Here is a 12,711-nt window from a genome sequence, read left to right on the forward strand (position 1 = left end):
CTCATCCTGACACTGGGGGATACGGCGTCTACATCGGTAGGCCATTCGCGAGGCCTGACAAGCCGATTTCTCTCACGTATTGCACTGATGAGCGTCGTGGCGCTGTTATCCGTGCCTGCCGTTGCTCAGACGTCGAGTGGACTGTCCCAGGAGGCACTTCGCGCGATTGAGAAAAAGGTGGATGCACGTATTGGTGTGACCGTACTGGATACCGCGGATGGTTCTCGCTTCAGTTATCGTGGCGACGAGCGGTTTCCGATGAGCAGCACCTTCAAAGCATTGGCGTGCGGCAGTCTGCTGGCATTGGTGGATGACAAGCAAGAGTCTCTGCAGCGCAAGGTAAAGATCATGCCGGACGATGTTGTGACCTACTCGCCGGTAACGGAGACGCAAACCGAGGGTGATGGCATGACACTCTCCGAGCTGTGTAGCGCAACTATCACTACCAGTGATAACACCGCAGGTAATTTGATTCTTGCCGCCTTGGGTGGGCCGCAAGGATTGACCGGCTATCTGCGTTCGCTGGGAGATGAGAAGACGCGACTGGATCGCACCGAGACCGCGCTCAACGAAGCGACTCCAGGCGATGTGCGAGATACCACGACACCCACTGCCATGGTGATGACGTTGGAGAAGCTGCTGCTGGGGGATGCGCTATCAGAAACCTCGCGACTCAAGCTGCAAGGTTGGTTGCTGGCCAATACCACGGGTGACGACAAGTTGCGTGCTGCCTTGCCTGCTGACTGGCAGATCGGCGACAAGACTGGCGGCGGGGGATATGGCACCAACAATGATATCGCGATCATCTGGCCGCCAGGAAATGCTCCACTGATCGTCGCGGTCTATCTCACGAAAAGTACTGCCAGTATCGCCGAGCGTAATGCGGCGATTGCAGACATTGGGCGCCTGTTGGTCAGCCAGACACAGCAGCGTTAAGGGGGGCGGCAGAATAGCAGGTAGAGAGTCCGGCTCACCTCCGGCAACGAACAGTTGCCCTATGGGCGCGCAAGGTGCCTTGTGAGAAGGCATGAATGCCCGCATCTGTTGTATATGCATCAGGAAATACGGGGATGGCGATCAACGCCATCCCCGTTGTCGTTGAGGTCGTAGGCTTTCCTGTCTTCTTTTCGCTTCGTCATCTTCAGGGAATCATCATGTCCACATTATTCTCCCCACTGCGCCTGGGGCCAGTCACGCTGAATAACCGCATTATCATTGCCCCCATGTGCCAGTACTCTGCCGAAGACGGGCACATGCAGGCTTGGCATGATCAACACTTGGGCAGTCTTGCTCAGTCTGGCGCTGGCCTGTTGATCTTTGAAGCTAGTGCCGTCACCCCTGAAGGGCGCATTACCCAAGGTGATGTTGGGCTTTGGGATGATGCGACACGTGACGCAATGAAGACGGTGGTCGATAACATTCGCCGCTATTCACCGATGCCACTGGCTGTGCAGATAGGCCATGCAGGGCGCAAGGCATCATGTCAGAAACCTTGGGATGGCGGGGCAGCCATTTCCCCGGAACAGGACAATGGCTGGCAGACGCTTGCACCCAGCGCCATTCCCTTCAGTGAAGGGGGGCCGCTGCCAGAGGCCATGACGGCTCAGCAGATTGCTCGGACCATCGAAGACTTTGTTCTGGCAGCGCGGCGTGCTGTCGATGCAGGACTTGAGGGCATCGAGTTGCATGCGGCACATGGCTATCTTTTGCATCAGTTCCTGTCGCCCTTGAGCAATCAGCGTGAAGACGCCTATGGCGGCACACTCGAAAACCGCATGCGCCTGACACTGGATATCTTCGATGCCGTGCGTGCCTCGATTCCAGATCACATCGTGCTAGGTGTCCGCATCAGTGCCACGGATTGGGTCGAAGGAGGATGGGATCTGGCACAAAGCATCGAGCTTGCCAAACAGCTGGACACTCGTGGCTGCCATTATCTGCATGTGTCCAGCGGTGGTTTGAGTGAACAGCAGCAGATACCGGTTGAGCCCAATTACCAGGTACCGCATGCAGAGGCACTGAAGTCGCATGTCGTGATGCCGGTCATTGCGGTAGGGCTGATCACGGAGCCGCAACAAGCAGAAGATTTGCTGAGCAATGAGCGTGCCGATGCGGTGGCGCTGGCACGTGGCATTCTTTATGACCCACGTTGGCCATGGCACGCCGCTGCAGCGTTGGGCGAGACACTCAAGGCATCTCCGCAGTATCTGCGGTGTCAGCCACATGGTCTGAAGCATTTGCTGGAAAATCAGCAGGACTGATCCTCGAGGTTTTTTACTAGCAAGAGCGCCCGCGGCACGTGATGATATTCTCAGTGCCGCGGGCGCTTTGCGTTGCATGGAGTCGCTGAGACACCTTTGAGTCATCTAGAAGTGAGTGGATATTTCGATGCGACGTTATCGCAGGCCATTCAAGAAGGTGTTCAATGGCGACTAGGCAGCCTGTAATAATTAAAGATATGTCATGGGCGTGTGGCACGAATGATGGAAGGTATAGTGGGTCAAGAATGGGCCATTGATAACGATAAAAATATCATGCTTGGAGGTGATTCGATTGGATAATACACGTGGTAGCCTATTCATGATTTTAGCAATGGCTGCATTTTCCGTTGAGGATATGCTGTTCAAACTGGCGGCGGATTATACCTCTATCGGTATTCTACTGATCATGTTTGGCTTGGGGGGTATGTCGATTTTCATGGTGCTTACCTGGCGTCGACGGGAAACTCTCGTGCCCCTCGCTATTTTCTCTCGTCCTATCTTCATTCGTGTCGCATGCGAAATAACCGCCCGGCTATGTTTCGCACTGGCCATCACGTTGACACCATTATCCAGTGCATCCGCCATTTTGCAGGCAACGCCGCTTGTCGTGGTCTTGGGAGCAGCACTGATCTTTGGAGAATCGGTCAGCGTGAAGCGCTGGCTAGCCATTGGCATTGGTTTCATCGGGGTATTGATGATCGTGCGCCCGGGCCTCGATAGCTTCAATGCTGCCTCATTGTTCGCTGTGATCAGCACACTAGGCTTTGCAGGACGAGATCTGGCCACGCGAGGCGCTTCTTCGACCATTTCCAATGTGCAGCTGGGGATCTATGGTTTTCTTGCCTTGATTCCCGCAGGCATTCTGTTTGAGCTGTACCAGCCAGCACCATTTCGCTTTGCGTCAGAAGCGGCCTGGTTGATCGCAGGCATCGTGGTCTTTGGGGTCATGGCCTATAACGCCCTGACTATTGCCATGCGTAAGGGAGCGGTCTCAATTGTGACGCCATTTCGCTATACACGACTATTGTTTGCGCTGATATTAGGAGTAGTGGTCTTTAACGAGACGCCTGACGCCATGACGCTCATTGGGGCTAGTGTGATCATCCTGAGTGGGATTTATATTCTGACCCAGAAGGACAGCAATACCGTTGCACCGATAACTCGATTGGATATCACAAGCAAGTAATAGTGCTTGTTGACTGAGTGTCTCATTACTCTTGAAACAGGAGTGGCGCATTTCACGACATTCCTGTTTTTTGTTCAATGACCTATTTTTCATTCAGGCGATAGGAGATGTTCACTCATGGCATGAAGCATGATGCTGAGGGGGCATTTCTTGATAAAGACAACGCGCTGGAGCGCTACTCGTCGTCCTCCACAACGGCCTGACGCGTCAAGCACAGTGCCAGCAGAGTATTGAGGGCGTCGGATATTGAGGCGATATATCGCGGGGAATCCTCGATGAAAGGTAGAGACTCGCCGATCACGACATCACAATTGAAGGGCACCAGAATTGCTTCGCCTTTAGGAAGCGCACGTCCTAGGCCATGTAGCATGACAGGCACGACGTTGACGTCAGGGCGTGCTTTGACGAGATGGTAGATTCCTTTTTTCAATGCACTCAATTGCTCGGGGGCACCTCGTGAACCTTCTGGAAATATCAATAGTATATCGCCATTGTCTAGTGCCTGATAACACTTGTCGAATAGTACTGTCTTGTCTGTTATCTGGCTGCGTGTAATAGGAATGATACCGATGACATTCAATGAGAACCACGCAATGTATCTGTTTGCCAGAAAATAATCTGCCGCCGCAACAGGTCTGACTCTATGGATCTGGCTGAGAGGATAGAGACTCATCAGCACCATTGTATCCAGGTGGCTATTGTGATTGGCGACGATGATGGCAGGGCCTGTCTGTGGGAGTCTGAATTTGAAGAATACATTCAATCCCAGTCCTAGCAAGACAATAGGTTTTATGAACAATCCAAAAAAGAGTATTTTTAGAATACGATTCATGGAAATTCTCAATAGTGGGTGTAGTAAAGGAAGTGGAAAAATAATGGAGCTGTATAAATGAGGCTGTCCACTCTATCCAGCAGTCCGCCATGCCCTGGAATTAGTGTTCCGCTGTCCTTGATGGCTAAGTCTCGCTTTACTGATGAAATAACTACATCGCCAATGAATCCACTGATAGCTATCAGAGCGCCTGCAATAAAGCCTTGCCCTGTCGTCAAGGGGGTTAGATAGGGAGCGAGCATTCCTGAGATGATAGTGACTGTAATGACGCCGCCAATGAATCCTTCCCACGTCTTTTTAGGGCTGACCTTGGGGATGATCTTATGCTTCCCTAATGTCTTTCCCCAGATATACTGGCATACATCATTGAATTGCGTGATGAATATCAAGAACAATACAAGCCCCAGTCCACCAGCCTGCTCATTTTTGACGGGCAGTTGTAGCAGGTAGGCAATATGGCTGATGCATAATACCGACAGCATGACAGCCCAGTGTATCGTCCCAAGAGAGCGTATGAAGCCGCTGGTTTCTCCTACGAAAACAGCTCTCATTGGTAGGAACAAGAATACATAAATAGGGATGAATATCAGGAACATGCCATACCATTCCGTCGCAACCCAATAATATTGGATGGGTATCGCCAAATAGGCCCACAGTAATATCCGTCGATCAGCTTGTCGTGTGGGCATGATTGAAAAGAATTCTTTCAGTGCGAGGAAGCTTAGCAACGCGAAAAAGACGATAGAGACCGTATCTGACGCAACCAAAATCCCGAAGAGGATAGCGATCATCCACCACCAAGACTGAATTCTCTGCTTTAGTTCAGTATGGTCAGCATGTGGCTTTTTACGTTTTATGCTCCATCGTGCGAACGAGGCAATAATGAGAAGACCGACGACAAACAGCATCATGTAAAGAGAGTGAAGAGGTATGTCAAACATGACGCGACTCCTGAGGAGAGGCTGATTCAAGGTATTGATAAGCATCTCGCGCACGGTAATAAAGAGTCAGCAGCGAGCCGAGATTAACGATGATCAATGCGATCAACAATACGTAACCTTGAGTGCCGAACCAGAGAGATTCTAGTGGCATCACCAGTAACCCGATCGTCATGACCGCCATCCGGTGTTGCTTGGCCATCGGACCTGTGAACAAGGTGGGTGCTCCAATGGAGCTGGCTAATGTACGCACGTAGGCTGTTTTGACGGCCAGGAGACCTGCTAGCCAACCGAATTCAATAGCCCATGGGAAAAGGGCGATAGCATAACCGGCAGAGACGAGAATAAGGGGGTCAGCAATTCGGTCCGGGATGTCATTGAATAACTCGCCCGAAGGCGTTGATTTTCCTCCTTCCATCGCTACCATGCCATCGAAAAGATTACATAATAGGCGACATTGCACAAAGAGTGCGGCAAGCCAGCTCCACCATATACTGTATCCTGCACCAATGGCGAGTAAACAGAGTCCACATAATAGCGCAAAGATAATACTTGTCATCGAAATTTGATTGGGAGTGATGTTTCGTTGACTCAGCACGATGGCGATAGTATTCATTAATTTGATGTTGCGTATTTTAAGTGGACGCCGTCCATCCATGTCGCTCATTGCATGTCCTTATCGAGTGTTTAAAGATAGCGCTGGTATTATTTGGTAAAGATGATTGTTATTTTAATATCTTACTCGTTCAAGGATCTATTGTCACCGGGAGTGATGACATAACGCGCAGGCGTAGCCCCCAATAATTTCTTGAACATGCTGATGAAAGCATTGACGGACTGATAGCCGATTTCTTCGGAGACACGCTGCACGCTCATGCCTTCGGCGAGATGGCGAATCGCCACGATCAGATGCAGCTGTTGGCGCCAGCGGCTGAAGGTGAGTCCAGTATCTCGCTGAATAAGACGTGCGAGGGTGCGTTCGCTCATCGCGAGCCCACTTGCCCATTCTTTTAGCGTTCGACGGTCATCTGGGGCGCTGATCAAGGCCTCGCTGATACGGATGAGGCGAGGATCATTTGGCAGAGGCAAGTGCAAGCGTTCTGCTGGCATGTGTACCAATTCCTCCAGCAGTACCGATACCAAGCGTCCGATGGGATTGTCAGTCGCGCCTTTCACTGGAAGGTCATTCACGGGAATGTCTGCCAAACGCAGTACGAGCTCCCTCAGCAGGGGAGAGATGGAAAGAGTGCAACTGTGGCTCGGCATTTCAATGATACCGGGCTCCACGAATAGAAAGCAGAGGCGTCCACCACGCGTGACACGATTGCTATGGGCGACGCCACCGGGAATCCAGACCCCACTGCGTGGCGGTACCATCCAGAGACCGTCCGGCACTCGACAGGTCACGACGCCATGTAGAGCGATGACCAGCTGGCCCTTGCGATGTTGATGAAAGGGCAGCTCCATCGCTTGTCGTTCTGAATCGACATGCAATGCGATGCCCGGAGTGTTGGTCTGGTCAGGATCAAATTGACAGAGGAAAGATGTCTCACGGGATAAGTCGATCATGGTGTCAGTAGATTGTCAGTTTTTAGGTATCTAAAGTCATTATGGCTTAATTCAGGCGAAGTTGTGATGGTTACACTCCTATCGTGTGCCTGACTGACTTTGAAAATGAGAATTCGAAATGTCTGATACTTCCTGTACTCGTGTAATGCCTTCTCGACGATGGGGACATCACCCAGCGGTGTTGGTTGCGGGTATCTTGTTGATTGCGATGAACTTGCGTGCGCCTTTCACCAGCGTAGCGCCGCTGCTGGAGAGTTTGCAGCAGGCGCTGGGGTTTAACGCTACCGCGGCAGGTTTGTTAATGATTCTGCCGTTACTGGCTTTCGTGATTGTTTCCCCGTTGGTGCCACGTCTGGCACGAGGACTGGGACTTGAGCGTAGTGCTTTTCTAGCGTTGCTCATTATCGCGCTAGGCATTGTACTGCGTGCCCAAGGTTCAGTGCTGGCCCTCTATCTTGGTCTGGCATTGGTTGGTGCGGGTATTGCTATAGGTAACGTGCTGCTGCCTAGCCTTGTGAAGCGAGACTTCCCCAATCACATCGCCTTGTTGACCTCCTGTTATGTCCTGACCATGGGCATCATGGCAGCGATTGCGTCTTCGACAGCGATTCCGCTGGAACAAGCGACGACCTCGGGTTGGAGGTTCGCACTGGTTGCGATGTTGGTGTTACCTATCATCACCATGCTCGTGTGGTGGCCGCAATTATCAAGCCGTACGGCTCCTCTCATCGCTTGTGCGCCTGTCGCACGGAGTACAAGCATCTGGAAGTCTCCACTTGCCTGGCAAGTGACGATATTCATGGGGTTCAATTCACTGGTGTATTACACCGTTAATAGCTGGCTACCGACGATATTGGCGGATAGTGGCTTTACGGCGGAGCAGGCGGGTTCGCTACATGGTGTTTTACAGCTGGCATCCGCCGTTCCTGGCTTGGTATTGGTTCCCTTGATGCCACGCCTCAAGGATCAGCGGATGATTGCCTGTCTGGCGCCTGGCATGTCTCTGGCCGGCTTCATCGGGCTGTTATTGGCCCCTGAGTGGGCGCTTGCGTGGGTGATACTGATTGGTGGTGGTGCTGGAGCGGCCTTTATCCTGGCGCTGTCTTTTGTCGGCATGCGTTCTCGTAATTCCAGCCAGGCAGCATCGCTATCAAGCATGGCGCAAACGGTAGGCTATCTGGTCGCCGCGATGGGGCCGCCGATTATCGGTGGCATGCACGATTGGTTCGGTAACTGGCAGTTAGCTCTCATGGTATGCGTAGGGGCTTGTGCTCTGATGGCCTGCTTTGGCTTCCTGGCAGGACGTAATCTCCAGTTACCTGAATAGCATTAGCGTTAGCGCTCCACCTTGAGTCTTTCTTTGTTTGAGAGGGTAGCACTGAGAGGTAATATCGAAGAAGATTTACTGATCATCTGGTCAGGTCTCGATATTGGACTATCTTGCGACTGGTATTCTCTCTTGCCCGTTTATCATGACAAGGATGTCTTGAATGTCACCCATTGCCCAAATGCCTCGCTCAACGAAGACTCGTGTGCCAAGCCATACGCGCCTGATCCCCACCTATTGGGCCTTGGCGAGTCTAGGTGTTGCGATGACTGTCAGCATCTCGGCGACTGCCGCCACGCTTTCGCTGAGAGTGATCGAAACGACTGACATTCATGCCAATGTGATGGACTTCGATTACTACAAGGATCGCCCCAGTGTGCGTATTGGCCTGGTACGGGCCGCTGGTCTTATCACACAAGCGCGAAGCGAGGTTGTTAACAGTGTCTTGCTCGATAATGGTGACCTGATTCAGGGAAGTCCGATGGGCGATTACATGGCGGATGAAGGGCTAAAGGATGACGAGGTCTTTCCTGCCTACAAGGTCATGAATCAGCTTGATTACGATGTCGGCAATATCGGTAATCACGAGTTCAACTACGGGCTTGAGTATCTCAAGCGTGTTCTGGCTGGTGCGCAGTTCCCTTATGTGAATGCCAATCTGCTGGATGCAAAAACGGGCAAGCCTTACTTCACTCCCTATCGGATCATTGCGCATACTTTCACCGATACGAATGACGATGCCCATGCGTTGAAGATTGGCTACATCGGCTTTGCTCCGCCGCAGGTCATGACGTGGGATAGCAAACATCTCAAAGGGCGTTTGACCGCGGAAGACATTACGGTCAGTGCGCGTCGCTGGGTGCCCGAGATGCGAAAGGCAGGTGCTGACGTGGTGATCGCCATTCCGCACTCCGGTATCTCGACGGACCCTTATCGTGTGATGGCCGAGAATTCGGTCTATTACCTGTCTCAGGTCAAGGGTATCGATGGCATTGCTTTTGGGCATGCGCATGCTGTCTTCCCCAGCGATGAATTTGCTGAGGTACCGGGGGCTGATATCGCTAGAGGGACGCTCAATGGCGTACCTGCGATGATGCCGGGACATTGGGGGAGCCACGTCGGGGTGATGGACCTGACGTTGAGCAATGACTCCGGGAAATGGCAGGTCATCGATGGCAAGGCACAGGCACGTCCCATACAAGTCGACGGCAAGCCTCAGGTGGAGGAGGATGCCAAGTTGGCTGCCTTGGTGAAGCCAGAGCACGATGCCACGCGCGAGTACGTCAATCGAGATATTGGTCGTGCCAGCGCCTCGATGAAAAGCTATCTCGCGTTGGTGCAGGATGATCCTACCATCCAGATCGTCAATCGTGCTCAGGCTGATTATGTCGAACGCTTCGTCGAGGGAGATCCTGATCTCGAGGGACTATCGATTCTGTCAGCAGCAGCGCCTTTCAAGGTGGGCGGACGGCATAATGATCCGACCCAATTCACCGAGATGGAGGCGGGCGAGCTCAGCTTCCGTAATGCGGCAGACCTTTATCTGTATCCCAATACCCTGGTCACCCTGAAAGTCACGGGTCAGCAGGTGCGCGAATGGCTGGAGTGTAGCGCCGGCCAGTTCAATCAGATTGATCCGCAACGCAGTGAGCCGCAGATGCTGATCAACTGGGAAGGGTTCCGCAGCTACAACTTCGATGTCATTGATGGGGTGGAGTATCAGGTAGATGTCACGCAGCCTGCGCGTTACGACGGTGACTGTGCGTTGGTCAACCCTGGGTCACATCGTATCAACTCGTTGATGCGTGATGGCAAGCCAGTACAGGATGACGATACCTTCCTGTTGGCGACCAACAACTATCGTGCTTATGGCGAGACCTTCCCCGGGACTGGTGAGTCGCATGTTGTCTTTGCCTCACCGGACGAGAATCGCACCATTCTTGCGCAATACATCAGTCATCAGACAAAGGAACAGGGCGCGGTTGATCCTACCGCTGACCATAACTGGCGCTTGGCCTCGATCAATGCCGATACTGCATTGGATATCCGCTTCACTACTGCCAATGGGGATCAGGCGGCTGAATTCATTGATTCGCACGCCGTCTATCCGATGACGCAGGTAGGGGAAGATGAGGCTGGCTTTGCACTCTATCGCGTCGGTCTGGACAAGATGCCCTAGTTCTCAAGGGCAAGCCCGTGTCAGAACGCCAGTCGGCCTTTGCTGACTGGCGTTTTGGTGTGTGGCTGCCAACTCGCTGTCCATTTGTCCATTCGGATCAGCGCCACGGCGCATGCAGAGCAATGCTCAACAGCACGCGCTTACCTTGTTCGATACGGCTGACGCTGTGTTCATGAAGGTCTGGTCTGAAGAATACGATGCGATCAAATAGCGAGAAGATGGTGTCATCGGTTTCAAAGATACCGCCTTGTGCAGGCTTCTTGAGAACGACATTGAACTTGTAATAACTGCCGCTTCCCATCGGATCATTGTGACGCATGACACTGTGGCCTTCGGGGTAGGTCACAAGGTTGATCGTCAAGCGAGGAAAGTCGAGCAGACTGCGGTTGATGACACGGGCCATGGGCGTTTCCCTGAAATTGGATGAACATATTAGACCCTATTTTGAGTGATTGATCAAAATTGTTCTTGAGTGACCGCTCAATAGCGGGTTAAGGTGACCTCACGTTCATGATGCAAGCGCACAACGGCTTGTAGTGATTGAAGTTCTTTTGCCAGAAGAGGTAATGATGACTAACGCCAACACGCAGATGGAAGCCCTTGAAACGCAATATGCAATGATCGAAGGACACCGCATTGCTTACAAGGAAATGGGCGAAGGCCAACCATTATTGTTGATTCACGGTATTCCAACCAACAAGCTGATGTGGCGTGAAGTGATGCCGGAGCTGGCCAAGCACTATCGTGTCATTGCGCCGGATATGCTCAACTATGGTGAGTCGGATATGCCGCTGGACGCTGATGTTTCCATCAACGCTCAAACGCGTATTTTCATCAAATTGATGGATGCATTGGGTATCGCACGTGCCGACGTCGTTTCACACGATATTGGTGGCGGTATTGGTCAACTGATGGCGGTCAACCATCCTGAACGTATACGTCGTCAGGTGTTGATTGATAGCGTGTGTTTTGATTCCTGGCCGATTCCGGAGTTCAAGCAATTGCTGGAGCCGGGCGTTGAAGAGGCGACCAGTGTCGAAGAGTTCATCAGCACCATGCGCGGCTTCATGCCGAGCGGTGTGTATGATCCGGCAGTGGCCACTGAAGAAATGGTCGAGCGTTATGTCGCACAATGGAACAGCGCTGAAGGCAAGGCAGCCTTCTTCCGCAACATGCGCCGGCTCAACAAGGAATACACTGAAGCGATCGCCGGTGACCTCAAGAATATCGAGATTGACACCTTGGTACTGTGGGGAGACAAGGATAGCTTTCAGAAGCCGGATTATGGACCCATGTTGGCAGAGGCTATTCCAGGTGCTGAGCTTGTCTGGGTCGAGAATGCGGGTCACTGGGTAACGGATGAAAAACCGCAAGAAACGACTCGTTATATTCTGGAATTCCTGGCGCGTTGATCGAGTCGCAATGTTCAGGGCAATGATCTAGAGGGCGTGTGATTACTACTCGCTCATCATGAACGCCAACGCAGTCAATTGACTGGGCGTTGGCGTTTTTTATAGGTATCACTTCTGACTGCTGGGTCGCTGAATTACGTCCGTGTGCGCAGCGAAGCTGAACTACTCTCTTGCTAGATCTGCTTCTTGTTGAGGGTAATGTGGCTGTTGCGTGAATATTTCAGACAGACTCTGTGCTACCAATGTTGCTTGTTACACGCTAGCTTTCACATCGCTGTCAGTATGAAGAGTGCTATCCGCTATGACCTGAGTCGAGACAGTAGAGTGAGGGTTATGCTGCAGTGCGAGGATGCCACCGGCTCGAGTCGGTGTGCATTGCTCGCTGACCTGCTCAAAGCCATGACGCTCATAAAGCGCTAGCGCGGGGCTATCAGAAAAGACTCGCAGTCGTAGTGATCTGGCGTGTTTCTGTATTTTCATTTCATGAGTATCTACTGTTTGCAGGCTGATCTCTGGCTGGCGAGCAAGGGAAATCAGCCATTCCAGACATGCTGAACCAACGCCGCGCCGTTGCCAGTCAGGCAAGAGCTGCAGATCACGTAGATATAGCATATCAGTCAGGATTTTCAGGCTAAGAAAACCGATCCACTCACCATTGATGCGTATCGCGAAATTCTTGTTGTCCTGCCACTTCTCCTTGAACTGATCCTCGTTCCAGTGGAGGCCATGCCGTTTGTACGTCACGAGCATGTTGCCACAACACAGGCGCTGTGCCGCATCGATTAGATAGCGGTTGGCCGGTGTGTCGTTGATTGGGGTAATGCTGAGATCATCCATGATCCTTCCGTTTTCATTGGAGTTTGTACGGGGAAAATTGTCCAACGCGATATCTATGATGCAGACTGACTCTCTAGTCAGTTAGTACACACTGATATAAGCACACCATCTTCAGGTTTTGTGGGTTTTCTGACAAGTGAATGTCTGTCCAGTACCCGAAGTGAAGTCGA

12 protein-coding genes are annotated in these 12,711 nt (G+C 52.1%); 6 read left to right on the top strand and 6 right to left on the bottom strand.

Features of this window, described 5'->3' with window-relative positions; translation table 11 throughout:
- The 3 genes from bla to BF12_RS0103005 form a co-directional block, all read left to right on the top strand.
- Window positions 1–936 (top strand): class A beta-lactamase (bla, locus tag BF12_RS0102995; RefSeq protein WP_345917347.1); only part of this gene is annotated, 936 nt, incomplete at its 5' end.
- Between the two features lie 218 nt (window positions 937–1,154).
- Window positions 1,155–2,261, top strand: a complete 1,107-nt coding sequence (locus BF12_RS0103000; protein ID WP_024950974.1) for an NADH:flavin oxidoreductase/NADH oxidase — start codon at window positions 1,155–1,157, stop codon at window positions 2,259–2,261.
- A gap of 283 nt (window positions 2,262–2,544) precedes the next feature.
- Window positions 2,545–3,447, top strand: a complete 903-nt coding sequence (locus tag BF12_RS0103005; RefSeq protein ID WP_248623611.1) for a DMT family transporter — start codon at window positions 2,545–2,547, stop codon at window positions 3,445–3,447.
- A gap of 175 nt (window positions 3,448–3,622) precedes the next feature.
- Here the strand turns inward: BF12_RS0103005 and BF12_RS0103010 are convergent, their stop codons facing one another.
- The 4 genes from BF12_RS0103010 to BF12_RS0103025 all read right to left on the bottom strand — a co-directional run bounded on the left by BF12_RS0103010 (window position 3,623) and on the right by BF12_RS0103025 (window position 6,684).
- Window positions 3,623–4,279: a lysophospholipid acyltransferase family protein gene (locus BF12_RS0103010; RefSeq protein WP_024950976.1), complete on the bottom strand. Its 657-nt coding sequence runs from the start codon at window positions 4,277–4,279 to the stop codon at window positions 3,623–3,625.
- Between the two features lie 8 nt (window positions 4,280–4,287).
- The gene (locus tag BF12_RS0103015) at window positions 4,288–5,220 is read right to left on the bottom strand and encodes a phosphatidate cytidylyltransferase (protein WP_024950977.1); all 933 of its coding nucleotides are present in this window, start codon (window positions 5,218–5,220) and stop codon (window positions 4,288–4,290) included.
- Window positions 5,213–5,884 (bottom strand): CDP-alcohol phosphatidyltransferase family protein, encoded by a 672-nt coding sequence (locus BF12_RS0103020; RefSeq protein ID WP_024950978.1) that lies wholly within the window; start codon window positions 5,882–5,884, stop codon window positions 5,213–5,215. The genes BF12_RS0103015 and BF12_RS0103020 overlap by 8 nt, the downstream gene beginning before the upstream one ends.
- A 71-nt stretch (window positions 5,885–5,955) precedes the next feature.
- A complete protein-coding gene (locus BF12_RS0103025; RefSeq protein WP_211242376.1) occupies window positions 5,956–6,684 on the bottom strand; it encodes an AraC family transcriptional regulator in 729 nt (242 codons plus the stop codon).
- A gap of 220 nt (window positions 6,685–6,904) precedes the next feature.
- Between BF12_RS0103025 and BF12_RS0103030 the strand changes: the two genes are divergently transcribed.
- Together BF12_RS0103030 and BF12_RS0103035 are read left to right on the top strand one after the other, a co-directional pair.
- Window positions 6,905–8,113: an MFS transporter gene (locus tag BF12_RS0103030; RefSeq protein WP_246116524.1), complete on the top strand. Its 1,209-nt coding sequence runs from the start codon at window positions 6,905–6,907 to the stop codon at window positions 8,111–8,113.
- A 163-nt stretch (window positions 8,114–8,276) separates the two neighbouring features.
- Window positions 8,277–10,292, top strand: coding sequence for a bifunctional 2',3'-cyclic-nucleotide 2'-phosphodiesterase/3'-nucleotidase (locus BF12_RS0103035; protein WP_211242377.1), 2,016 nt, complete (start codon window positions 8,277–8,279; stop codon window positions 10,290–10,292).
- Between the two features lie 97 nt (window positions 10,293–10,389).
- On the opposite strand, the gene BF12_RS0103040 is transcribed toward BF12_RS0103035, so the two are convergent.
- Window positions 10,390–10,695 (bottom strand): 2OG-Fe(II) oxygenase, encoded by a 306-nt coding sequence (locus BF12_RS0103040; RefSeq protein ID WP_024950982.1) that lies wholly within the window; start codon window positions 10,693–10,695, stop codon window positions 10,390–10,392.
- Between the two features lie 166 nt (window positions 10,696–10,861).
- Between BF12_RS0103040 and BF12_RS0103045 the strand changes: the two genes are divergently transcribed.
- The gene (locus tag BF12_RS0103045) at window positions 10,862–11,704 is read left to right on the top strand and encodes an alpha/beta fold hydrolase (RefSeq protein WP_246116523.1); all 843 of its coding nucleotides are present in this window, start codon (window positions 10,862–10,864) and stop codon (window positions 11,702–11,704) included.
- A gap of 252 nt (window positions 11,705–11,956) precedes the next feature.
- Here the strand turns inward: BF12_RS0103045 and BF12_RS0103050 are convergent, their stop codons facing one another.
- Complete coding sequence (locus BF12_RS0103050; RefSeq protein WP_024950984.1) at window positions 11,957–12,541, bottom strand: GNAT family N-acetyltransferase; 585 nt, start codon at window positions 12,539–12,541, stop codon at window positions 11,957–11,959.
- Window positions 12,542–12,711 lie beyond the last annotated feature (170 nt).

It is taken from the genome of Cobetia crustatorum (assembly GCF_000591415.1).
Lineage (GTDB): Bacteria > Pseudomonadota > Gammaproteobacteria > Pseudomonadales > Halomonadaceae > Cobetia > Cobetia crustatorum.

Bases quoted from the DNA above. Each gene is read 5' to 3' on its own strand.
- BF12_RS0103015 (WP_024950977.1), bottom strand. From the start codon at position 5,220: ATGTTTGACATACCTCTTCACTCTCTTTACATGATGCTGTTTGTCGTC.
- BF12_RS0103035 (WP_211242377.1), top strand. From the start codon at position 8,277: ATGTCACCCATTGCCCAAATGCCTCGCTCAACGAAGACTCGTGTGCCA.
- BF12_RS0103030 (WP_246116524.1), top strand. From the start codon at position 6,905: ATGTCTGATACTTCCTGTACTCGTGTAATGCCTTCTCGACGATGGGGA.
- BF12_RS0103010 (WP_024950976.1), bottom strand. From the start codon at position 4,279: ATGAATCGTATTCTAAAAATACTCTTTTTTGGATTGTTCATAAAACCT.
- BF12_RS0103050 (WP_024950984.1), bottom strand. From the start codon at position 12,541: ATGGATGATCTCAGCATTACCCCAATCAACGACACACCGGCCAACCGC.
- BF12_RS0103045 (WP_246116523.1), top strand. From the start codon at position 10,862: ATGACTAACGCCAACACGCAGATGGAAGCCCTTGAAACGCAATATGCA.
- BF12_RS0103025 (WP_211242376.1), bottom strand. From the start codon at position 6,684: ATGGAGCTGCCCTTTCATCAACATCGCAAGGGCCAGCTGGTCATCGCT.
- BF12_RS0103040 (WP_024950982.1), bottom strand. From the start codon at position 10,695: ATGGCCCGTGTCATCAACCGCAGTCTGCTCGACTTTCCTCGCTTGACG.
- BF12_RS0103020 (WP_024950978.1), bottom strand. From the start codon at position 5,884: ATGAGCGACATGGATGGACGGCGTCCACTTAAAATACGCAACATCAAA.
- BF12_RS0103000 (WP_024950974.1), top strand. From the start codon at position 1,155: ATGTCCACATTATTCTCCCCACTGCGCCTGGGGCCAGTCACGCTGAAT.